This window comes from Hypericibacter sp. (assembly GCF_050729195.1).
Classification (GTDB): Bacteria; Pseudomonadota; Alphaproteobacteria; order Dongiales; family Dongiaceae; genus Hypericibacter.
Window position 1 is genome coordinate 14,885 of the sequence record NZ_JBOHKS010000031.1, and the last position, 22,870, is coordinate 37,754.

Sequence of the window (22,870 nt, forward strand, 5' to 3'; positions counted from 1 at the left end):
CCACAGAGTTGTTTCTTATTGGCAGGAACTGTGATGCAGGCGTGGCGACGGACCTCTCGCCGTTTCAGGCGTTGAGGCAGCCCGTGCGGTTGACATAGATCGCCCAGAGCGAGTTGGGGCCGGTCATGAAGAGGCGGCTCTTGCGGGGCCCGCCGAAGGTGAGGTTGGTGATGTATTCCGGAACCTTGATGCGGCCGAGCAGGGCCCCGCCCGGCGAGAACAGATGCACGCCGTCGCCCGCACTGGTCCAGATATAGCCCTCGGTATCGAGGCGGAAGCCGTCCGAGCAGCCGGGATTGACCTCGGCGAAGACGCGGCTGCGCGTGGGCTTGGCCTCGCCCACCATGTCATAGGCGCGGATGTGATGAGGGCCCCCCGCACGTTCGGTGAAGCCGGTGTCGGAGACATAGAGGATCTTCTCGTCGGGGCTGAAGGCGAGACCGTTGGGGAACTCGCAATCGTCGACCACAAGCGTGACCTCGCCATGATGCGGATCGACGCGATAGACGTAATTGCCGGGCTGCTCCTGCGGCGCCTTGATGCCTTCCCAGTCGTTCATGATCCCGTAGGAGGGATCGGTGAACCAGATCGAGTTGTCCGACTTCACGACGATGTCGTTGGGCGAGTTCAGCTTCTTGCCGCGGTAGGAATCGGCGATGACGGTGATGGAACCGTCATGCTCGGTGCGGGTCACGCGCCGGCCGCTATGCTCGCAGCTCAGGAGCCGGCCCTGGCGGTCGCGCGTATTGCCGTTGGTATGGTTGCTCGGGCTGCGGAAGACCGAGACGTTGCCGTCGATGTAGCGCAGCAGCCGGTTGCCGGGGATGTCGCTCCAGATGAAGCTGTTGGCATCGCCGAACCAGACCGGGCCCTCGCCGAACTGGGTGCCGGTGTAGAGCTTCTCGAGCTCGGGGCCGAGCAGGATGCAGCGGCGGAACTCTTCCTCGTGAATCTCGAAAAGCTCGCCCATAGGCTCCCCCTGTTGCGAGATCGGTTATCCCGAAATCATCATATAGCGATAGATCATCACGGTATGATACAAGCCGTCAAGTCCGGAATCCCGGACTTCCGGGCCCGTTCCGCCCCGTTCGACGCGGCGCTCAGGTGAGCTCGCCGGCGATCCTTTTCATGATCGACAGATAGGTCGGGAACATCTGCTCGAACCGGTCGGTCGGCGCCGACATGGTGAGCGCGAAGGGCTGCGTGCCGCCACCGAGCCCGACCGCGAGGCAGCAGAGGCCGGTAGAGAATTCCTCGAGATCGGTCGCGTAGCCTTGCGCCGTGATCCGCTCGAACTCCTCATAGAGCTTCGGCAGGGTGGTGATGGTCTTGCGCGTTCGCGGGCTGAGCCGGTGGCTCGAGAGATAGTCGGTGCGGACCTGCTCGCTGGAATAGGCCAGGAGCAGCTTGCCCGAGGCCCGGGCATGGGCGTCGAAATAGGTCCCGTGCGAAACCTCGATCGCCTGCACCGAGCTGGTGCCGCGCGCCGTCACCAAGGTCACGATCTCGCCGTCCCACCAGCCCGACGCATAGGCGGTCTCGCCGGTTTCCTCGGCGATCTTCCGCACCACCGGGGCCAGATGCTCCGGCGGCGCCAGCTGGCGTTTGAAGCCCTCGATCAGCATGCCGACCCGAAGGCCCAGCACATATTTGCCCGGCCCCGAGCGGGTCAGAATGCCGGTCGCGACCAGCGTATGGAGCAGATGATAGCAGGCCTGGCGCGGCAGGCCCGTGGAGGCGACGACCTCGGCCGCCTTCAACCCATCCTTGCTTTGCGCCACGGCGAAGAGGATGCGCATGGCGCGATCGACCGACTGCACGCGCGGGGCCGGCTCCGCTTCTTTCGGACGGGCCGTAATCATGGGACGCGGTAACCAATCATGATGGGCAAGAGGAACTCGACTACGAACAGGGTCATCGTCAGCATACAGCATCCGTCGATTCGGCAATCGGGGCCGCTCAGCCCTTGACGCCGCCGGCGGTCAGGCCGCGGATGAAGAATCGCTGGCCGGCCAGATAGAGCAGAAGCATGGGGAGCGTGCCCCAGAGCATGCCGGCCATCACCATCGGCACATCGATCCGATAGCGCGAATTATAGACCGTGAGGCCGACCATGAGCGTGCGCAGATGGTCGCTCTGCAGGAAGACGATGGCGATCAGAAGCTCGTTCCAGACCCAGAGTGCCTGGACCGTGACCACGGTCGCGAGCGCCGGACCCGACAAGGGCAACAGGATCGAGCGAAAGATGCGCCAGCTCCCGGCGCCATCCATGCGCGCCGCCTCGACCAGCGAGGGCGATAGCGTGCGGAAGAAGCTCGCCAGCAGGAAGGTCGAGAAGGGCAGCAGCATGCCCGTATAGATGACGATGACGGTTTGGTAAGTGTTGAGCTGGCGCAGGCCCGCGGCGATCTGGAAGAGCGGGATGACCAGCACGATCGGCGGCACGACCATGAGCGCGATCAGCACGCCCAGCACGTAAGGTCCCGCGCGCCACTTCATCAGCGCGATCGGATAGGCGGCGAGGGCCGCCAGCGCGGTCGAGAGCAGGACCGAGCCGACGGTCACCGCCAGCGAATTGAGCACCCAGTGGAAGAGGTCGCCGCCGGCCAGCGACTGGACCAGGGTCGAGAGCACCGGCGCTTCCGGCGGCCCGAACTGGTTGCTCAGGAACTCGTCGCGCGTCTTGAAGGCGCTGACCAGCATGAAATAGAGCGGCAGCAGGGCGATGCCGGCGAAGGCGATCAAGGTGCCGTGCTGCAGAGCCTTGGCGGGCCAGCCGCTCGCCTGGCTATTCGCTTTCATAGATCGCCAATCTGCCGGTCAGCCACTGGCGCACGGCCAGCAGCAGCCCGACGATACAGAGCAGCACGACGCCGGCGGCGGCACCCACGCCGATCTGGCTGTTCTGGAACACCTGCTGATAGATGTAGAACTCGGCGACGACGGTGCTGTTCTGCGGACCGCCGAGGGTCATCACATAGACGTAGGAGAACACCCAGGACAGCATGTTGATCAGCTCGACGATCGCATAGAAGGCGAGCGTCGGGATCAGCTGCGGCACCGTCACATAGCGCAGCACCTGGAACCAGCTGGCGCCGTCGACCCGCGCCGCCTCGTAATATTGCTCGCCCACGCTGCTGAGCCGCGCCAGACAGAGGATGATGCCGAAGCCCAGCTCCTTCCAGATGATGACGAACATGATGGTCGGCATCGCGAAGGCCGGGCTGCCGAGCCAGTCGGCCGCCAGCGCATCGAGCCCCAGCGCGCGCAGGCCCGTGTTCAACTGTCCCTGATATTGGAAGAGATAACCGAACACGACGCCGACAACCGGGATCGACAGGATGTAGGGGATGAAGAGGATCGAGCGATAGATCTTCCAGCCCCGCGGCCGGTCATGGAGCAACTGCGCCAGGAGAACGCTCAAGACCAGCAGCACCGGCACGCAGAGGAAGAGCCGCAGATTGTTGCCGATGGCGCGATGGAACAGCGAATCGGTCGCGATGTAACCGAAATTCGAGAGCCCGACGAAGGTGGTCGGCAGGTAGGCCGAGCGCCCGACATGCTCGACGCTGTAGGTGAGCAGGCTCAAGGTCGGATAGGCGAAGGTCAGCCCGACGAAAGCGATCATCGGCAGCGAATAGATCCAGGGCAGCCAGCGGTCGAAGCGGTCGGTCATCATTCCCCTGGGTCGCGGCGCCGGAATACGGTAAGGCCGATATATCACAATATGATATAGTTATGTCTATATGATAGAGAGCCGTCAAGCCACGACCGCTCGTCGGCTCGCGCGCGACTCAGAGTACGGGGGGGTGGAGTGACGATCTCTTCTGAAAGAACCCCTCCCCCTAACCCCCTCCCGCAAGGGGAGGGGGCTGGGACAATTCTTGATTCATCGCTGATGTGGCGCGACGGATGAAGAGAAGACGGAGCGGTTCAAAATGCTCTCGCCCCCTCCCCTTGCGGGAGGGGGTCAGGGGGAGGGGTTGCTTCAAGACAAGACGGCGGCCCCGATCCCCAATCTCGCTCGTAGCTTAAAAGTAGAGCGAAGCGATCGGACAGAATTGCGCAGCGATCAACCTAAAACGTCACCTTATCCCCGCCCTTGAGCTTGAGGATCTGGCGCGCTTCGGCCGCGGTCGCGACCTCCATCGACAACGTCTCGATGATGTGGCGGATCTTGCGGACCTGGTCGGCGTTGCTCTTGGCCATCTGGCCCTTGCCGAGATAGAGGCTGTCCTCGAGGCCGACGCGGACATTGCCACCATTGAGCGCCGCCATCGAGACGAACGGCATCTGGTGGCGGCCCGCCGCCAGCACGCTCCACTGGTAGTCCTCGCCGAACAGCTTGTCGGCGATGCGGCGCATATGCATCAGGTTCTCCGGATCGGCGCCGATGCCGCCGAGGATGCCGAAGATCGTCTGCACGAAGAGCGGCGGCTTCACCAGCTTGCGGTCGAGAAAATGCGCCAGGGTGTAGAGATGGCCCACATCGTAGCATTCGAACTCGAACCGCGTGCCATGCCCCTCGCCCAGCTCCTTCAGCACATATTCGATATCCTTGAAGGTGTTGCGGAAGATGAAGTCGCGGCTGTTCTCGAGATGCTTCTGCTCCCACTCATATTTGAAGGTCTTGTAGCGGTCGAGCATCGGATAGAGGCCGAAATTCATCGAGCCCATATTGAGCGACGTCATCTCGGGGCTGGCCTGGAGCGGGGCCGCGAGGCGCTGCTCCAGCGTCATGCCATGGCCGCCGCCGGTGGTGATGTTGATGACGGCGTCGGTGTTCTGCTTGATGCGCGGCAGGAACTCCATGAAGACCTTGGGATCGGGCGTCGGGCGCCCGTCCTTGGGATCGCGCGCATGGAGATGGATGATCGAGGCGCCCGCCTCCCAGGCGGCGATCGATTCCTTGGCGATCTCGTCCGGCGTGATCGGCAGATATTCCGACATGGTGGGGGTATGGATCGATCCCGTCACCGCGCAGGTGATGATGACCTTGCGTGCTTGTGCCATGGTCTGGCTCCTTTACTTCTTGATCTTCTGTGAGGCGTCGCGCTTATGCGCGACCAGCGCCATCAGCCGGCGGTCGCGCCAGGCCTGACGTTCGTCCAACCGGTCGCGCGGCAGTCCGGCTTCCAGCTCCTTCTCCACCTGGTCAGAGGTCGCCGCCCAGGAGGCGATATGCTGCTGGCTCGGCCAGAGCCGCCGATAGATGCCCTCATAGCGCGCGATATAGTCGCGCACGCCGCCGGGCGCATTGAGATCGATGGTCTCGAACGGTCCCATGAAGGCCCAGCGCAAGCCCAGCCCGTCGCGGATGCCGATATCGATATCCTCGGCCGTGGCATAGCCATCGGCCACGAGGCGGAAGGCCTCCTGCAGCAATGCCCCCTGCATACGGTTCATGACGAAGCCGTCGAGCTCGCGCTTCATCACGATCGGCGCCTGGCCCAGCTCGCGCATGAATTTCGCAGTGCGATCGACCGTCGCCTGCGCGGTCCAGGGCGCCGGCACCACCTCGACCGCCGGCACCAGATAGGGCGGATTGATCGGATGCACCACGACGCAGCGATGGCGGCCCTTCAACGTCTCGGTAAATTTCGAGGGCAGGATGGCGGAGGTCGAGCTCGCCAGGATCGCGTCGGGCCCGGCGACGGCGTCCATCTCGGCCCAGATCGGAATCTTGGCCTCGAGCTTCTCGGGCGCGTTCTCCTGGACATGGACGGCACCCTCAAGCGCTTCCTTGAGGCTCGCAGCGACGCTCATCCGCCCGCGCACGATCGCCGGGCTCGCGCCGCGCAGCAAACCGTTAGCCGCGAGATCGTCCAGCACCCCGTCGACGAAACCCAGCGCCGCCGCCGCGGCCCCCGCCTGGGGATCATAGAGGGCGACATGGGCCCCGCCCCGCGCAAAGGTGATCGCCCAGGCGCGCCCGATCAGACCGGCGCCAACGACGGCGACTTTAGGAACGAGTTTGCTGGTCATGAGCCGTCCATTATCGATGACAAGGGAAACGATCCTCTTTCAGTTTGCTTTCGCTGTTTCCTGTCATGCCCGGAGTTGATCCGGGCATCCAGTCCTTCAGCCCCTGGATCGCCGGATCAGGTCCGGCGATGACAGGCATCAGTTGCACGCTCACAGCGTTTCGACATTGCCGCAGACGCTGAGCGCCTGGCCCGAGATATTGCGCCCGGCCGGCGAACAGAGGAACAGCGCCATATTGGCGACATCCTGCGCGCTCACCATGCGGCGCAGCGACGCCTTGTTCTTATATTCCATTTCCATGGTCTCGTAGGGCACGCCGGTTGCCTGGGCGCGCGCGGAGATCACGCGCTCGATGCGCGGGCCCTCGACGACTCCGGGGAGAATGGCATTGACCCGGATCCCAGCCGGCCCGAGCTCCTTCGCCAGGCTCTGGGTGAATCCCACGATCGCCCATTTGGTGGCGGCGTAGGGCGTGCGATAGGCATAGCCGAGCCGCCCCGCCACCGACGACATGTTGATGATGGCGCCATCCTGGGTCTTGCGTAGCGCCGGCACGGCTTTGCGTGCGGAATAGAACTGGCCGTTGAGATTGATGGCGACGGTCCGGTCCCATTCGGCCGGATCGATGTCCTCCACCCCCGCCGTCGGCCCCGCGATGCCGGCATTGTTCACCAGCACGTCGAGCCCGCCCATCGCCGAGAGCGCCGCGTCGAAGAACCTGTCCACCTGCTTGACGTCGGAGACGTCGGCCAGCGTGGTGCCGACATCGGGCAGCGCCTTGCGGCAGGCGTCGAGCGCCTCCTGCGACACGTCGCAGACATGGATGCGCGCGCCATGCGCCCGCAGGGTCTCGGCCACCACCCGACCGATCCCGCTGGCGCCGGCGGTGACGATGACGCGCAGGCCCGGTTTGATACCCGAAATAGTTTGTTCCGCCATGATGACCCTACTTGCTCACGCAGACCGCTCGCGCAGGACGAGCACGGCGCCCAGCACGACCAGACCGAAAATGATGTCCCGCACCGCATGGGGCAGCGTCGTCCCCGCCAGCAGCGTCAACAACGCCGTCAGCAGCAGCACGCCGCCCAGCATGCCGGCATAATGGCCGCGACCGCCGGTGATGAGCGTGCCGCCCACCACCACCACGGCAATCGACGGCAGCAGATATTCATCGCCCATGCCAAGGCTGGCCTGGCCGCTGAAGCCCGTCAGCAGGATGCCGACGAGCGCGGCGCAGAAACCGCTCAAGGCGTAGACGCCGATGAGCGTGCTGCCGACGCCGACACCCGACAGGGTCGCGACCCTGGCGCTGTTGCCGACCGCATAGACCCGCCGCCCGAAGGCCGTGCGTCCCAGCAGCACCAGGGCGCCGGAGACGAAGAGCACCACCAGTACCACCACCGGCGTGACGCCGAGGAAGGTCCCCGTCATGAACCAGCGCAAGGTGGGCGAGGAGAAGCCGTCGGGCGTGCCGTTGCTGTAGACCAGCGCGAAGCCCTGGAGGATGCCGTTGGTGGCGAGCGTGATGACGATCGGCGGCAGGCCCAGCAGCACCACGCCCAGCCCGTTGAAGGTGCCGATCAGCGCGCCGATCGCCAGCACCATCGGGATGACCCAGACAGCCGCCTCGTCGGAACCGCGGATGAGGCCGGCGGCGAGGATGCCGCAGAAGCCGATGGTCCAGGGAATGGAAAGGTCGAGGCCGCCGGTCAGGATGGCGCTGCCCTGCCCCAGCGCCAGGATCGCCAGGAAGGAACCCAGCACGATCAGCGAATCATAATATTTCCAGCCGAAGATCGTGTGGCCGCCATAGACGACCTGCGTCACCACGATCACGGCGATGAGGCAGACATAGGCCGGCATGACGAACCGCAGCAGCTCGGCGTTGCGCCGATACCAGGGAACTTTCTGGGCTTCGGCGGCGGCACGCGATTGGGTGGCGAGCCGCGGCGCCGGCCGGGCTTTCTCACTGTGGAGGAAATGCGAGGGCAGCGATCCCTCGCGCCGGGCCTTGAGGTTGAGCCGGACCTGATGGAAATAATGCGCGATCGGCGATTGCCGATTGATCGAGCCGGCCAGCACCGCCAGGACCAGCACGACGCCCTCGGTCACCGACGAGTAATAGGCCGAGACGTTGAGCACCAGCAGGATATTGACCATCAAGGTCAGCGTGTAGGCGCCGACGATCGAGCCGATGGCGCCGCCCCGACCGCCGCCCAGGAGCGTTCCGCCCAGCACCACCGCGGTGAAAGTCTGCAGCAGGACCGGATTGCCGATCAAAGGATCGCCGCCGCCGGTCTGGGCGCTGATGAACATGCCGGCCGCGCCATAGAAGCCGCCCGCGATCGTGTAGGTGAAGAACTTGATCCAGCGCACGCGGATGCCGGCCGAGCGCGCGGCGTCCTCGTCGCTGCCGACGGCATAGAGGCCGGTACCGTAGCGGGAGTTCTTGATCAGCAGCCAGATAACCGCCGCCACCGCCAGCACCACCAGCGGCGCCGGCAGGATGCCGGGGATCGCGTCGCCGGTGAAGAAGGTGGAGAATTCAGGCGCGATCATGCCGCCGGGCTTGTCCAGGATCAGCAGGGTGACGCCGCGCACCAGGAACATGGTCGAGAGCGTCACGACGATCGGCTGCAGCCGCGCGAAGGCGACGAAGAAACCGTTGAAGGCGCCGACCGCAGCCCCCACCCCGATGGCGAGGAAAGCCATGCTGATCTGGGAAGCGGCGCTGTCCTGCATCTGCGTCGCCAGCACGACATTGACCAGCGACACCACGGCGCCCGCGGAGAGATCGAAGCCGCCGCTGAGGATCACGACGGTCTGCCCCATGGCCGCGAGCGCCAGGCTGGCGCTGCCGCTCGACATGAAGCTGACTTCGAAATAGCTGAAGGGCCCCGGCGTGATCGCCATGATGAAGGAGAGCAGCGCCACGAAGACGGCGATGACGACGAGGAGGCCTCGGTTGCGGACCAGCGATGCCGCCAGTCGCGAAGGCCGGCCGCGATTGAGCGCGAGCGTCGCCATCAGTGCATGCCTCCGACGGCGGCGGCGATCGGCCGGCTGGCGGCGCCATTCTTGGCCGCCTCGTCATTGGTCTCGCCCAAGGCCGCGCGCATGATCCCCTCTTCGGAGATCTCGCTGTTCGCCAGCTCGCGCACGACGCGGCCGCCATACATCACCAGGACGCGGTCGCAGAGATTGACCAGCTCCGCGATCTCGGTCGAATAGAACAGCACCGCGCCGCCGGCATCGGCGAAATCGCGGATCAGCATGTAAAGCTCATGCTTGGTGCCGACATCGACGCCACGTGTGGGGTCATACATCAGCAAGGTCCGGCTCTCGGCCAGCAGCCATTTGCCGATCGCCATCTTCTGCTGGTTGCCGCCGCTGAAGGCCGAGATGCGGGTATAGAGGGCCCGCGGCTCGACCTGGACGCGATCGAGCACCCGACCGACCGCCTCGCGCTCCGCCGCCTTGTCGATGAAGCCGAACCGCGTGAAGCGGTCGATGATCGGCAGCGACATGTTGCGCAGGCCGTCGAGCTTCAGGAACAGGGCCTCGGTCTTGCGGTCCTCCGGCACCAGGCTGATGCCGATGTTGGCGCGGACCGCATCCCTGGGCGAAGCGAGCAAGATCGGCTTGCCGTCGACCTCGATACTGCCCGACTGCAGCCGTGTCATGCCGAAGCAGGCGAGGAACAGCTCGAGCTGACCCATGCCCTGCAAGCCGGCAATGCCCAGCACCTCGCCAGGTGCCAGCGCGAAGGAGGCATCGGCCAGGCGACCGCCGGTGCAGAGATGATGGCCGGCCAGTGCCGCCGCCCCGGTTGGGGGGCGTGGCGGCTTGCGCGGCGGAAAGGTCGCCGCCAGCGAACGGCCGATGATCATGCGGATGACCTCGTCGTCGCTGATCGCGTCGACCTGCGAGGTGCCGATATCCTTGCCGTTGCGCAAGACCGTGAGCACGTCGCAGAAGCGGCGCACCTCGGGCATGCGGTGCGAGATGAAGACAACGGTGGTGCCATTCGCCTTGAGCCTGGCGATGAGGTCGCCCAGCCAGTCGATGTCGCGGCCCGACAGCGTCGAGGTCGGCTCGTCCAGCAGCAGGATGCGCGGACGGCGCAGGATGGCACGGGCGATCTCGATCTTCTGGCGCAGCGGCAGATCGAGGTCGCGCACTTCGGCGCGGGGATCGATCTCGCCGAGGCCCAGCGATTCGAGATGAGATTTGACGATCTGCTCCGCCGTGCGGCGGCGCACCGAGCCCCACCAGGAAACCGGCTCGTAGGGCAGCAGCATGTTCTGCGTGACCGTGAGGTCGCGCACCTGGGTCATTTCCTGGAACGCGGTCTGGATGCCGAGGCGATGGGCATCGCGCGAGCTGGAGAGATGGCAACCCTGGCCGAACACCCGGATCTCGCCGCTGTCGGGGTGCAACAGCCCGCTCAGCATCTTGACCATGGTCGATTTTCCGGCACCGTTCTCGCCCAGCAGCGCATGAACGGTTCCCGCCGTGACATCGAAGCTGGCATCGTCGAGGGCGACCGTGGCGCCGAACGCCTTGCGCGCGTTGCGGATCGAAATGGCGGGCTGCGTTGCGTCCATCGGATTCAGGAACCTTGCTTCTCGGCCATGCTTCGGCGTCTCAAATCAAATTCGGCGCCGGTTGCCGGCAGCGCGACGGGCCGAAGCCCGTCCGCCACCGGCAACCTTTGCCAAGCGTCAGATCATTCTTCCGGCTGACCGACGAGGGCGCCTTGCAGGCCGACCTCGGGGGTCTGTTCGGAGTAGATCGAGGCGAACCAACCCGGATTCGGAACCAGCGACGGCTGGAAGGCATTACAGCCCGCCTTCATTTCCGCCCAGGTGCCTTCCTTGCAGAGCTTGATCGTGTCGTTGGTGACGAGCGGCAGCGGCAGGATGGTCAGCTTCGGGATTTCCTTGCCGTCGAGCTTCTGCACCGCGAGCTTCAGCGCCAGCGCGCCCGAATAGGGCGGGGAGGCGTAGGAGATGCGCGGCGCATTCATCGGCGTGTAGGTCGCGTTCGCCCCTTCGACTTCGGTACCGACCGGCAGCATCTGGATGCGGCCGCCATTGGCACCTTCACCGGAGCAGGGCTTGAGCTTGTCCGGGCTGATGCCGGATTCGACCTGCATCGAGTTCGCGGTGTAGCAACCGACCTGCAGCCAGAGACCGTCGATCTTGTCCCAGCCGCGCGTGGCGAGGATCTTCGACAGCTCGGTGCGGGACACGGCCTGGCTCCACATGCCGACGGACTCGGCGACGATGTGGATGTCCGGATATTTCGCGAAGACTTCCTTCGCGGCTTCGGTGCGCTGCGTATCGACCGACGTGCCCGGCACGCCGGTCAGGATGACGATGTCGCCCTTGCCGTTCAGCTTCTTCGCCAGCCATTCGGCCGTGACGCGGCCCGCTTCATGCTGGTCGATATGGACGTTATAGGCGCAAGGCTCGGTGATCTCGGCGTCATAGGCGATGACGACGACGCCCTTGTCGCAGGCGTTCTTCACCACCTGATTGAGCGCCGTCGGCGAGATCGGGAACACGATGATCGCCTTGGCGCCCGCCTGCACCATCGAGTTGATCTGCTGGATCTGGCGTTGGGCGTTCGGGCCCGCCACCTGGATCTGCAGATCGACCTTGTCGGCCATCGACTTGTGCGCCGCCATGGCCTTGATCATGTTCGCCGCCTCGGCCTGCCAGTCGTTACCAATGAAGCTCATGCTCAGATAGATCTTGTATTTTTCGGCAGCCGCGTCGCCCGGATGGGACGCCAATCCGAGGCTGAGGGCCATGGCGCCTGCCAGGCCTATCAGGACTCGTCTGATCGAAATGCGCATTCTTTCCTCCCGTTGGTTTTTACTTGCGATCGATGGGTAGCCCGTGCACGCCGGTAGGCCAGTGATGTCGTCAGCCAAGCAACTCCTTCATTGAAACAAGCCGGTAGCCGAACTCGACCGAAAACCCCTGATGGTCGAGAGCAGGAAGGGCGGACCCGCGCTCATGCGGATGCCCGGAAGACGAGGCGATAGGGCAGCAGTTCCTGATGCTGCCGGATGCCGGGTTTGGCGTCCCACAGGCGCTGGAACACGCGCTGGGCCGCCGGCCCGAACTGCTCATAGGGCACATGAACGGTGCTGAGCCAGGGGGCCAGCCATTCGTTCAGGGGATTGTCGTCGAAACCGAACAGCGCGACATCCGCCGGCACGCGCAAGCCCACCTCGCGGCAGCGCCGATGGACGCCATAGGCGATGAGATCGTTGCCGCAGAAGACCGCGCGCGGCAGGGGCTGGCGATCCAGCAGCTCGACCGCGGCAGAATAGCCCGCCGACATGGTGAGGGCCGCCTCATGCACGTTGCGGTCGTCGAGCCTGACGCCTTCGGCGGCGAGTCCGTCGCGGAAGCCCTCGAAGCGCTCGCGGCTGGCCGACGAGGCCGCGGGGCCATGGATGACCGCACAGCGCTGGTAGCTGCGCTCGACGAAATGCGTGCCGATCTCGCGACCGGCCGCGTAATTGTCGATCCCGACGAAGGGGCCGCCGCCCGGCATGGGGGGCTTGCGGTTCATGAAGACGAGCGGGGCGGCACTCGCCACCAGCCGCTCGAGGCCCGGGCTCGCGACGGCACCCAGAAGGGCGATGCCGCGGGCGAGATGGGCCTCCATCTCGTCGAGATAGGCATCCTGCACGACCGGATTCTCGGCGGTGTTGCAGAGGATCATCGCGGTCGAATCGGCGCGCAGCGCCGCCTCGACCGAATGGGCGATCGCGGCATAGAAGGCGTTGGTGGTGTCGGGGATCAGCATGCCGACCAGATGGCTTTCGAGCCGGCGCAGCGCGCGCCCCACCCGCGTCGGGCGATAGCCCATCTCGGTGATGACCGCGCGGACACGCTCGATGGTCTCCTCCGAGACCTTCTTATCGATGCCGTTGAGGACGCGCGACACGGTCGCGATCGAGACGCCGGCCTTCTCCGCCACATGCTCGATCGTCACCTTTCCGGAGGGGCGGGAGCCCCTGATTCCCCGGATCGGTCCGCTGCCAATGGCAGGTCGCGTCATCGTCATTGCGCCCCGTTCTCTCTCAGCCGGCGAAACGAGGTTCGGGCAGGCCGCGCACGCCCAGCCCCTTCACCGCGAAAAGATGACCGGCCTCCGCCTCCTTCGGCGGCACGCCGTTGATCGCGCGCGCCATCGAGGTGACATAGAGGGTGTCGAGATTGCGGCCGCCGAACATGACGCTGGTGAGGCTGCGCACCGGAAACTCGATCTCGCGATCGATGCGCCCGTCCGGCGCATAGCGCACGATCCGGTTGCCATAGACCTGCGCGTTCCAGATGAAGCCCTCGGCATCGACAGTCGAGCCGTCGGGAGCGCCCGGATCCTTCGTCACCACCCAGGGGCGCTTGTTGGTCGCGGCCCCCGTGGCGAGGTTGTAATCATAGGCGTAGATCGTCTTCTTCCAGGTGTCGGCGAAATAGAGGGTCTTGCCGTCCGGGCTCCAGCAGGGGCCGTTCGAGCAGATGATGCCGTGATCGAGCTGCTGCGTGCGGCCGTCGGTGCCGAGGCTGTGCAGGCCGCAATTGTCGCGCTTCTCCTCATAATCCATCGTGCCGGCGATGAAGCGGCCGCGGCGGTCGACCTTGCCGTCATTGAAGCGCGTGTTGGGGCGATCGGCCTCGGGATCGGCGATGGGCGTCGCCTTCGCCGTCGCGAAATCGAAGAAATGGAATCCGTTGCGCAGCGCCAGGACAGCACCCCCGCGCTCACGCAGGGCCATCGAGCCGATATGCTCGGGCACCGGCCACCAGCGCACGTCGTGGCCCGCCTCGTTGCAGCTCCAGATCGACTTGCCGAGGCTGTCGATCCAGTAGAGCCGCTGCTCCGCGACGTCCCACAAGGGGCCTTCGCCGAGCTCGTTCCGGGCGGGAACGAGGAGGTCGATCGAGACCATGCCTGCCTCCCAATGGCTTTTCCCCGGAGGCAGATCCAAGGGAAAAGGATTTCCTTTTATTGGCGGTCCGCCTGTCCCGGTTGAGGCTCGGAGGCGAGGCGTCCGCCGCTTTTTTGATCGCCTCAGCCTGCCATCAAGGCAAAACCCTGGTCAAGACGGCATCAGGGCTGCCTTGTTTTTGCCCAGCCCCGACTTTCCGGCAGGGATTGCGTTGGGAACGGCGCTGCAACATTGATGAAAAAAGCAGCAATCGTTTTCCTAAATCCGCGCTGGACAAAGCGGAATCGATTCCGGAACAACAACCCCCGATGTCCCCTTACGCAGTTGCGGAATAGGAAGCGAAGCCGCGCCTCCGCCGGCAGGCGATATTTCCACGGCCCCGCCGGTAATAAACGGCGTTAGCCCCGGGCGTTCCATGCGAAGATTACGAAGCGTTGAGAGTCATCGGCCGCCAAGAGCCCACTCAAACGCGCCTTTCGGGCCCCGTGGAAGTTCAGCAGCGAAGCTGTGGGGGGACTCATGCCCAAAGGCTCGGAAAAGCGGCCGCCTGCGCCGCCCAAGCATCAGGTCTTCGACGTCTTTATCCAATCCGACGCGCTCCAGATTCGTGGACGGCTATTCCACAAGGGATCCGATGTCGCCCTCGCGGGGCTTCAGGTCGAGGCGTTGTGCCGGCCGGGAGCCGGCAAGAAGGGCGGGAAGCCGATCGGTTCCGCCGTCTCAGGCCCCGACGGACAATTCCAGATCGACCTCGATCGCGGCGGGATGGCGGGGCTTCCCGTTTTCCTCTGCAACAGCAGCGATGCGGTTCTGGCGATGCGCGTCGCCGATGGCGACGGCACGGCGCTGGCGGATGTCGACCTTCGCATCGTGGCAACGCCGGCCAGCCCGATCGAGATCCCGCTCAGCGCCGGCGAGGCGCCGAAGAAACCGAGCCTTGGCGTTCTGGCCGACTTCCTGACGGCTTCGCGGCGCGTTCGCATGAACGAAGTCGCGGCCGATCTGGGCGCGCCCGCGCCCGACAGCCCGTTGCAAGCCTTCTCGGTACGGGCGCGGATCGGGCTGCTCGACAAGCTCGCCGCGATCAAGCCGGATCCGCGTCTGGATTTTCGTGGCGAGACCTCCGACGGACCGGGTCTTCTTGCCGATACAAGACTGATCGACCCCAAGAAGCTGCGCGACGGCAAATACGAGATTAGCGATCAGCCCGAGATCGATATCTGGAAGCTGGGGGTGGACCCGGAATACCACTCCCCCATCTTCGGCAACCTTCCCTGGGCACGCCCCGACGACGAGTCCTATCGCGACTATCTGCGCGGCGTTTTCGTTCTCTATGCCCATCAGCAGGCGGTCGGGTTCAGCGGCAATCTCACGCAATGGACCACCATCATCGAGCGCCAGCTGGTGCGCAGGTTCTTCCAGGATTTCCGCACGCAGAACCGGACCGAGATCAGTCTCAACAAGCTCCTGATCCCGATCGTGACGAAAATTCTGCTGGCGCCCAAGGGAAACGGCTTCGGATTTGCGGTGGCGCCCGCATCGGTGCCGGGTCAAGGAACCCTGGCGGACCGGGATTATCTCGACAAGCTCATCGCCCGCGCGCCGGTCACGGTCGCGGAATTCGAAAACCGCTATCGGCTGCCGCTCGGCGAGCCCGACAGCGTGCTCTCGAGCGCGGTGCTGCTCAATGTGTATACCCTCAAGCTCATCCTCAGCGACACCGCCCAGGGGCCGGTCGAGCCGAAAGAGAACATCATCGTTCCGCAGCTTCCGGGTTTCGAGGGCAAGCCCATCCTCTGGGACAATGTGGTCGGCGCCGCACCCTTCTTCCTGCGGTTCGAGGAATGGCTCGATCGCCAGAAGCCCTTCTACCCGGAAAACCTGTTCAGCTTGCGGAGCCAGATCCAGGCCTGCGTCAGAGGCGAGCCCTGGATGGACAAGAAGACCGAGGACTACCTCAACTACCATCGCACCATTGCTTTCACACAATCGCTCACGCCCTATAACGGGCAGTTCGCTTCGATCGGCGAGGTGCATCGCTCGGCGGAATTCCTGCTCGCCTTCGGGGTTGCAGACCGCAAGCTCTTCGAGCTGATCACGGCCATCGACAAAGAGGAATATCCCAAGGCGCTCCGGCTGGCCGACGAAGCCGAGGCGCTGCTGCGCGCTGCCAAGGCCAGCCCGGCCACGGGCGAGAACTGGGAACCGTCGCAATCGCCGCTCAGCAATTTCCCCCGCCCGATGAGCTTTGCGAAACGCCGGAACCTCGCCGTCACCGACATCCTCAAGCTCACCGGCGTTCCCGACGACTATCCCGCGACCGGCTTCGAACGATTCTTCGAGCTGCCCCGGCTTTCCGACCTGTGGATGGACAATGTCAGCTTCGCCGATGCCCGCGACCTGGCAACGCGCCTCGTCCGCTATCAAAGGGTTTTCCTGCTGCCGATTCTTCGCGGGCTCATCTATCAGGCGCGCGGCGACCATGCCGCCGCCATCAACTGCTTTGCGACGGTCAGCGGGTTCTATGTCGGTATCGCCAAGCTCGCGACGCCGCCGGGTGCGGCCTTGAACAAGGACCACACCAAGGATCTGCATGCCGTGCATTGGGAGACGCGGAAGGTCGTCTATGGCAAGGACGTCGTCGATCGCGGGGACCGGCCCTACACCGCCCGCCTCACCTATGACGACGAGCGCTATCCCCAATCCCCCTCTCCCTTCGTCTCGCAATACACCGACTGGGGCTTCAACAACGCCCCGAATCCGGAGATGAAGCCGACGGATCTGCATGCGCTCGAAGTGAACTTCCTCCACATCGTCCAAGCCGAGGCGATGCTGCAATGGGCGGAAATCCTCTACCGGAACGATGAACCTTCCAGCCTGGAACGGGCACGCGAGCTTTATAAAGGCGTGCTGTTCCTCCATGAAGAAGACCCGGGCACACCCGCCTACCGGGCCAAAGTCCTGCTGCTGCCGCCCTTCGGCCGCGTCTCAAATCCACGCCGCCAGAACCAGGTTGGCCGCGCCCAGCTGGCCATGTTCCAGCTCAAATCGGGGCTGAATTTCTACGGTTATCGCGACGACGCCGTCCCGACGCTGCGCTATAAGACGCTGCTCGACGCCGCCGGCCGCTGGTCGACCGGTGCCAAGGCCGCGCAGAACGACTTCCTCGCCTATATGACCCGGCTCGAGCAGCTCGACCTCGACATCATGGCCGCGCAGGCCCAGCAGAAAAAAGCCCAGGCCTCGGTCCAGATCGCGACCGAGCAGATCGAGATCGCCAAGAACGGCGTCGTCGTGGCCAACAGGCTGGTCAAGGAAGTCCAGAAGCAGATCGCGGCCAAGCAGAAGGAGATCGACGATTCCAACTCGATCTTCAGCCAGTTCAAGGACTACTTCAAAGGCATGAAGGACAGCGCTTCCTCGCTGGTCGATGTCGGCAAAACAGGCTACGAGGGAGCAACGGGTGCGGGTCTTGTCACGGATGCCGAGGCCAAGACCGCCGTGCAGGGCCTTGGCTCCGATGCCGCCGCCGGAACGGGGGTCGGCGCCGCGGGCGTCGTGGGCGCCTTCGCGGTTTTCGCGGTATTGAGCACGATCACGCTGCAAGGCATGGCGGACGCGGCGACGAAACGGGACGCCGAGCTGAAGGCCCTGTCTGGAGAGGCCTTGCCGGCCGCCCAGGCCGCCGTGCGGGTGCAGGAGCGGCTGGTGACGATCGCGCAGCTGCAGGGCGTGATCGCGTCGACCGAGCTGGCCTATACCAACGACCTCGTCAATTTCCAGGCCGAGCGATTCCTCAATCGCGACTTCTGGCAGTCGCTGGCCAATGTTGCGTCGAGAGTCATGCGCCGACAACTCGATCTTGCGGCACAGGCAAGCTGGTTCGCGGAGCGCGCGCTCGCCTATCAGATCGGCCGTGCGATCCGGATCATCAGGCTCAATTATTTCGACGTCCGGATGAGGGACGTGACCGGTGTCGATCGGTTGATGCTCGATCTTGCCGAGCTCGAGGCGGTGCGGCTGGCATCCGCGCGCCTGGTCCTGCCGATCAAGCGGACCTACTCGCTGGCGCGCGACCTGCCCCTGGCCTATGGCGCTCTCAAGCGGACCGGAAGCTGCCGGTTCACGCTCACCGATGACGATCTGCGGCTTTCCCATCCGGGCACCTTCGCCCACCGCATCAGGGCGGTCGATGTCGCGACCGAAGCGCCCGGCGCGGTCCCTGCGCCGAGGGGCGTGCTGTCGAACCGGGGCCTGTCCTATCTGCGGCCGTCCCTCACGGGACCGGGCCAGCCTCTCATTCGCTACGAGGACGCGCTCCCCATCAGCGAATTCCGCATGCGGACCGACATGACCATCCATGACATGCCCGGCGAGCAGTTGATGCCCTTCGAGGGGTCGGGCTTCACCACCGAATGGATGCTGGAGTTCCCGGTCGCGGCCAATGCGACGGGTCTGTCGCGTCTCACGGACGTGCTGCTGATCTTCGACATCCAGGCCAATTTCGATGGCAGCCCGCCCCCGGCCGGCCCCGCGCCGGGGCCGATCTCGCGCGCGTTCTTTGCGTCGGCCTTGTCGCTCGATACGGCGGGACTGGGAACGATGAGAGGCGCCGCAGCCAGCGGCAAGGTGCGTTTCAAGACCGCAGACCTCTCGATCCCCGGCGCTGCCGCAGCACCCAAAGTCACCAACATCGCGGTGCTGCTGCCGGGCGTCGACAGCGGGAGCTTCACCGCGAAGCTGCGGGCGGGCGCTGCCACGATTCCGTTCACGATCAAGGACGGGATCGCGACGTCGAATGCTGCGCATCTTTCGGACGGGGTCGCCGCCAACGCGCAGCCCTTGAATGCGATCGCCGGCGCCAAGGCCGTCCAGGATTTCGAGATCGAGATCACGAAAGGCTCAAATGGGCCGCTGCTCGCCACCACGCGCGATGTGCTGCTCTGGCTGGAGTATGAGCATCCGGCCTAGAACCCTCGTGGCGCTCAGCCGGCGAAGCGCGGCTCCGGCAGGCCCTTGACGCCGAGACCGGTGATGGCGAAGAGGCTGCCGCCGAGCGGTCCGTCTTCCGGAAAGCGCGGCAGCGGCGGTTTCGCCATCGAGGTCACATAGAGGATGTCGAGATTGGGTCCGCCGAAATTGACGCTGGTCACCTTCAGCACCGGCATCTTGATGGTGCGGTCGAGCCGGCCATCGGGCGCATAGCGGCGGATCTCGCCGACATAGACCAGCGCCATCCAGACATAGCCTTCGGCATCGACCGTGGCGCCGTCCGGCGCGCCGCCCGTGCCCTTGACCGAGCAGAAGGTGCGCTTGTTCGAGGGCGTGCCGGTCTTGAGGTCATAGTCATAGACCGAGATTTCCTCCGACCAGGAATCGGCGAAATAGAAAGTCTTGCCGTCGGGGCTCCAGCAGGGGCCGTTGGAGCAGATGATGCCTTCCTCGAGCTTATGGACGCTGAGATCGGGATCGAGGCGGTAGAGCGCGCCGATCGGACCGGATTCCATCATGTCCATCGAGCCCGCGAGGAAGCGGCCATGCTTGTCGACCTTGCCGTCATTGATGCGGGTGGTCGGCTTGTCGGGCTCGGGATCGTGGATCAGCTCGGTCTTGCCGGTTTTGAGATCGAGGAAATGGAAGCCGGTCTGGAGCGAGAGCACGGCCCCGCCTTTGCGCCGCAACGCCATCGAGCCGATCTTCGCCGGCACGTCCCAGGTCTCGATCTCCTTGCCGTCGGCGGTCGCGCGCCAGACCTTGTTGCCGAAGCTGTCGATCCAGTAGAGCCGCTGCTCCTCGACATCCCACAAGGGACCTTCGCCGAGGATCGTCTTGCAATCGACGAGAACCTTGATCTCCATGGCCGGACGTCTCCCTGTCGGTTTCTTCAGCGGCCCCTACTAAGCAGCGGGTAAAATTTACCTGCAAGAGGCGAAGCGAGGCTCGCCTCGCGCGGCGGGTGGTGCTTTGCGCTGGAAAAGGCGTCCCGAGCCGCGCCAGGATGACGCGCCATGAAGGCTGGAGTCGCCCGTCACCTGATCCTCACGCTGGGCCCGCGGCGCCAGGATCGGCGTCTTCTCGCGGTGGAAGCGCTGCTGCTGGCCGGCCTGTTGATCGGGTGGATCGCCGTCAGCCGCACCGCGCTCGGTTCCGTGGATATCGCGATCTGGCTCATGGCCGCGACGCCGCTGGCGCTGTCGGCGATGACGCAGACGATGCCCGTGCTGGCCGGCGGCCAGGGCCTGGCGGCCGGGTCGACCGCTCTCCTCGTCAACGCGATGGTCGCAACCGCGCCGATCGCGAACGGGACCGACGCCCTGCTCTGGATCCTGCTCGGCATCGCCGCGGGCGGCGCCATCGGTGCCCTCAACGGCATCCTGATCGGCGCAGTGCGTCTGCCTTCGACGGCAGTCACCTTCGCCACCAGCGTTGCGGTGGCGAGCCTCGCTCAATATCTCGCCGCCAATGCGGACATGGCGCCCGATGCGCCGCCGATCCTCCAGGATGCGCTGGCCCAGGGGTCCTGGGGCCTCCCCGTCCTGCTGATCGTCGTTGTCTGTCTGGCCGGCCTCGCTTTACAGCGCTCGGCGCTCGGCCGCGGGCTCTCCGCCATCGGACGCCGTCCGACCTTGGCACAGCGCCTCGCCCTGCCGACCGCGCGCTGGCGCATCCTGGCTTACATCGTCGCCGGCCTCGGCTATGGCGCGACCGGCGTGTTCCTCGCCGCCCAAGTGGGCGCCATCGACATGGTCATGGGCGCGCCCCTGTTGCTGCAGATCTATGCCGCGGTCGCGCTGGGCGGCGGCGTGCCGGGCCTGCGCGCCGGATCGGTGCTGGGTTCGCTGCTGGGGGCGCTCATTGTCTCGGCGACGGGCAACCTGCTGCTGCCGGTCGGACTCGACGATTATCTCGGCACCGGCTTCGACGCGATCTGGCTGCTGCTCGGCGTGGCGCTCTGCATCCTGCTGGTCCGCCGTCATCCCGGCAGCGCCATCGCGCCGCCGCCGACAATATCTTCGCCCGTTTCTCCGAATGGGTTGCCGCTGCTGGCAGTCGGGTTCGCCTCGATCCTGCTGCTGGCGCTGACGCAACCCGGCAATCGCGACCTGCTGACGATCTCGGCTTTGCTGCCACTCCTCGTCATCGGCCAGGGCGCCGTGTTGCGGGCAGGCGGATTCGACCTCGCCATGCCGGCGCTGATCGCCTTTGCCGGCATGACCGTTGTCACGCTGACGCAAGGCCTGAATGAACGGCTGCCCTTGTCGCTGCTGGCGATCCTGATTCTGGCGCTCGCCATCGGCTGGCTGCAGGGCACGCTGGCACCGCGCCTGCACCGCGGCATCGTGGTGCTGAGTCTCGCTGTCGGCGGCCTGCTGTTGACGGCGGCCGACGCGCTGGTGGTGGAATCGCCCACCGGCTTCTCGCCGCCCGCGTTGACGATGCTGGCGACGACGCGCTGGCTCGGCCTGCCACCGATCGTCTGGCTGGCGGTGCCGCTGTTCCTGGCACTCGGCCGGGCCGTCGATCGCTATGGGCGCCGCTGGCGGCGTGGCGCCTATATCCTGAGCGCGCTCACCGCGGCACTGTTCGGCCTGATGATGGCGGGCTTCGCGGGGCAGTATAAAATCGGCTTCGCCGACACCTATCTGACGCCGACCCTGGTAGCGGCGACGCTCGGCGGCATCTCGTTCCTGGGCGGGCGCGGCAGCATCCTCTCAGCGGTCGGGGCCAGCCTGCTGATCACCACGATCGACAGTCTCCTGATCGCGCTGGGTCTGCCCTTCGAGTTCAGGCTGATCGGATTTGCGGCCCTGCTGCTCGCCGCCGTCGCCTGGCAGCAGCGGGGCGCGACGATCTTCGGACTTCAGGGCCTGTTGCCGACGGCGCGTCGAACGAGATCGTGAAAATAAGCGACGCCGGTCTCGAGGCGCGGATTGAGCGGACCCGACCGGTAGATCCCGACCTCGAGATTGCGTTGCACCTGGCTGCAGATCGGGAAATCCTCCTCGACCACCTGGCAGGTGGTGGCCGCCTTGCGATCCTTCTCCGCCTCGCTGAAGCCGGCCTGGGGATCGAAATAGAAATCGAACAGCAGCCGCAGCCGCGAGACCGATTGCGGCAGGATGCGGCAGATATTGAAGCCGCCGCCATAGACGCCGAGGCTGTTGTTGGGCCACCGCCACATAAAGAGGCCCTGATAGGCGCCGTTCTCCCCGGCCGACGCCTTCACGCGCGGGGCCGCATGATGCACCGACACGCGGTCGCCATTCACGACGCGGTAGGTCGCCATGTCGAGATCGGCCGCGAGCTGCGGATGCAGATAGGGGATGTGATAGGCATCGAGATAATTGTCGGTATAGGTCTTCCAGTTGAAGTCGAGCTCGTAGCTCTGTCTCTTGTGGAAGCGATAGCGTTCGAGCGGCACGTCCCGCGTCGCGACTGCCATATCGCCCAGACCCGAGAGGAGATCGCCCGCTTCGGGGTCAAGATTGACGAAGACGAAGCCGCGCCATTCCTCGACACGAACCGGAAACAGCCCCAACGCGGCGCCGTCGAAATTCTCCTCATCGGCGAAGCCCGGTCGTTTCTTCAACCGGCCGTCATGGTCATAAACCCAGCCATGATAGGGACAGCGCAGGACGCCGCACCGGCCGTTGCCCTCGGGCAATAACCGCGCCGCGCGATGGCGGCAGACATTGTGGAAGGCCTTGAGCACGCCGTCCCGACCGGCGAGGACGAACACATGCCGCCCCGCGAGCTCCATCGCGAGATAAGCACCCGGCTGCGCCAGCTCATGGCGATGGCCGACCAGCAGCCACTCGCGCCCGAAGATCGCCGCCATCTCCCGCGCATAGATCCCGGGGTCCACATACCAGTCGCTGTCGAGTGTGGTCGTGAGTTTGGCGCTCATGA

Annotated in this window: 16 protein-coding genes; 2 read left to right on the forward strand and 14 right to left on the reverse strand. The window is 65.2% G+C overall.

The genetic code is table 11. From position 1 onward, the window contains the following. Positions 1-64 precede the first annotated feature (64 nt). The 12 genes from ACREE8_RS02285 to ACREE8_RS02340 form a co-directional block, all read right to left on the reverse strand. Positions 65-970: an SMP-30/gluconolactonase/LRE family protein gene (locus ACREE8_RS02285; RefSeq protein ID WP_431571358.1), complete on the reverse strand. Its 906-nt coding sequence runs from the start codon at positions 968-970 to the stop codon at positions 65-67. A gap of 130 nt (positions 971-1,100) precedes the next feature. After that, positions 1,101-1,862: an IclR family transcriptional regulator gene (locus tag ACREE8_RS02290; RefSeq protein WP_431571359.1), complete on the reverse strand. Its 762-nt coding sequence runs from the start codon at positions 1,860-1,862 to the stop codon at positions 1,101-1,103. Positions 1,863-1,959: 97 nt separating this feature from the next. Continuing rightward, entirely contained in the window at positions 1,960-2,802 is an 843-nt protein-coding gene (locus tag ACREE8_RS02295; RefSeq protein ID WP_431571360.1) for a carbohydrate ABC transporter permease, read from the reverse strand. After that, positions 2,789-3,679 (reverse strand): carbohydrate ABC transporter permease, encoded by an 891-nt coding sequence (locus ACREE8_RS02300; RefSeq protein ID WP_431571361.1) that lies wholly within the window; start codon positions 3,677-3,679, stop codon positions 2,789-2,791. The genes ACREE8_RS02295 and ACREE8_RS02300 overlap by 14 nt, the downstream gene beginning before the upstream one ends. Positions 3,680-4,077: 398 nt before the next feature. Next, a complete protein-coding gene (locus tag ACREE8_RS02305; protein WP_431571362.1) occupies positions 4,078-5,013 on the reverse strand; it encodes a 3-keto-5-aminohexanoate cleavage protein in 936 nt (311 codons plus the stop codon). 12 nt (positions 5,014-5,025) lie between these two features. After that, positions 5,026-5,985 carry a 3-hydroxyacyl-CoA dehydrogenase gene (locus ACREE8_RS02310; protein WP_431571363.1) on the reverse strand — a complete coding sequence of 320 codons (960 nt, stop codon included), beginning with the start codon at positions 5,983-5,985 and terminating at the stop codon, positions 5,026-5,028. Between the two features lie 150 nt (positions 5,986-6,135). After that, positions 6,136-6,924 (reverse strand): SDR family oxidoreductase, encoded by a 789-nt coding sequence (locus ACREE8_RS02315; RefSeq protein WP_431571364.1) that lies wholly within the window; start codon positions 6,922-6,924, stop codon positions 6,136-6,138. Between the two features lie 15 nt (positions 6,925-6,939). Further along, positions 6,940-9,012 carry an ABC transporter permease gene (locus ACREE8_RS02320; RefSeq protein WP_431571365.1) on the reverse strand — a complete coding sequence of 691 codons (2,073 nt, stop codon included), beginning with the start codon at positions 9,010-9,012 and terminating at the stop codon, positions 6,940-6,942. Continuing rightward, positions 9,012-10,592: a sugar ABC transporter ATP-binding protein gene (locus ACREE8_RS02325; RefSeq protein WP_431571366.1), complete on the reverse strand. Its 1,581-nt coding sequence runs from the start codon at positions 10,590-10,592 to the stop codon at positions 9,012-9,014. The genes ACREE8_RS02320 and ACREE8_RS02325 overlap by 1 nt, the downstream gene beginning before the upstream one ends. A 122-nt stretch (positions 10,593-10,714) precedes the next feature. Beyond that, entirely contained in the window at positions 10,715-11,848 is a 1,134-nt protein-coding gene (locus ACREE8_RS02330) for a sugar ABC transporter substrate-binding protein (RefSeq protein WP_431571367.1), read from the reverse strand. A 161-nt stretch (positions 11,849-12,009) separates the two neighbouring features. Next, a complete protein-coding gene (locus ACREE8_RS02335) occupies positions 12,010-13,002 on the reverse strand; it encodes a LacI family DNA-binding transcriptional regulator (protein ID WP_431571368.1) in 993 nt (330 codons plus the stop codon). Between the two features lie 88 nt (positions 13,003-13,090). After that, positions 13,091-13,960, reverse strand: coding sequence for an SMP-30/gluconolactonase/LRE family protein (locus tag ACREE8_RS02340; RefSeq protein WP_431571369.1), 870 nt, complete (start codon positions 13,958-13,960; stop codon positions 13,091-13,093). Between the two features lie 519 nt (positions 13,961-14,479). Here ACREE8_RS02340 and ACREE8_RS02345 point away from each other — a divergent pair. Then, on the forward strand, positions 14,480-18,931 hold the full coding sequence (locus ACREE8_RS02345; RefSeq protein ID WP_431571370.1) for a hypothetical protein: 4,452 nt from the start codon (positions 14,480-14,482) through the stop codon (positions 18,929-18,931). Between the two features lie 14 nt (positions 18,932-18,945). Here the strand turns inward: ACREE8_RS02345 and ACREE8_RS02350 are convergent, their stop codons facing one another. Beyond that, positions 18,946-19,818 carry an SMP-30/gluconolactonase/LRE family protein gene (locus tag ACREE8_RS02350; protein WP_431571371.1) on the reverse strand — a complete coding sequence of 291 codons (873 nt, stop codon included), beginning with the start codon at positions 19,816-19,818 and terminating at the stop codon, positions 18,946-18,948. Between the two features lie 150 nt (positions 19,819-19,968). Between ACREE8_RS02350 and ACREE8_RS02355 the strand changes: the two genes are divergently transcribed. Then, positions 19,969-21,861 (forward strand): ABC transporter permease, encoded by a 1,893-nt coding sequence (locus ACREE8_RS02355; RefSeq protein ID WP_431571372.1) that lies wholly within the window; start codon positions 19,969-19,971, stop codon positions 21,859-21,861. On the opposite strand, the gene ACREE8_RS02360 is transcribed toward ACREE8_RS02355, so the two are convergent. After that, positions 21,822-22,868: an aromatic ring-hydroxylating oxygenase subunit alpha gene (locus ACREE8_RS02360; RefSeq protein WP_431571373.1), complete on the reverse strand. Its 1,047-nt coding sequence runs from the start codon at positions 22,866-22,868 to the stop codon at positions 21,822-21,824. The two genes, ACREE8_RS02355 and ACREE8_RS02360, sit on opposite strands and share 40 nt — an antisense overlap. Positions 22,869-22,870: the final 2 nt, after the last annotated feature.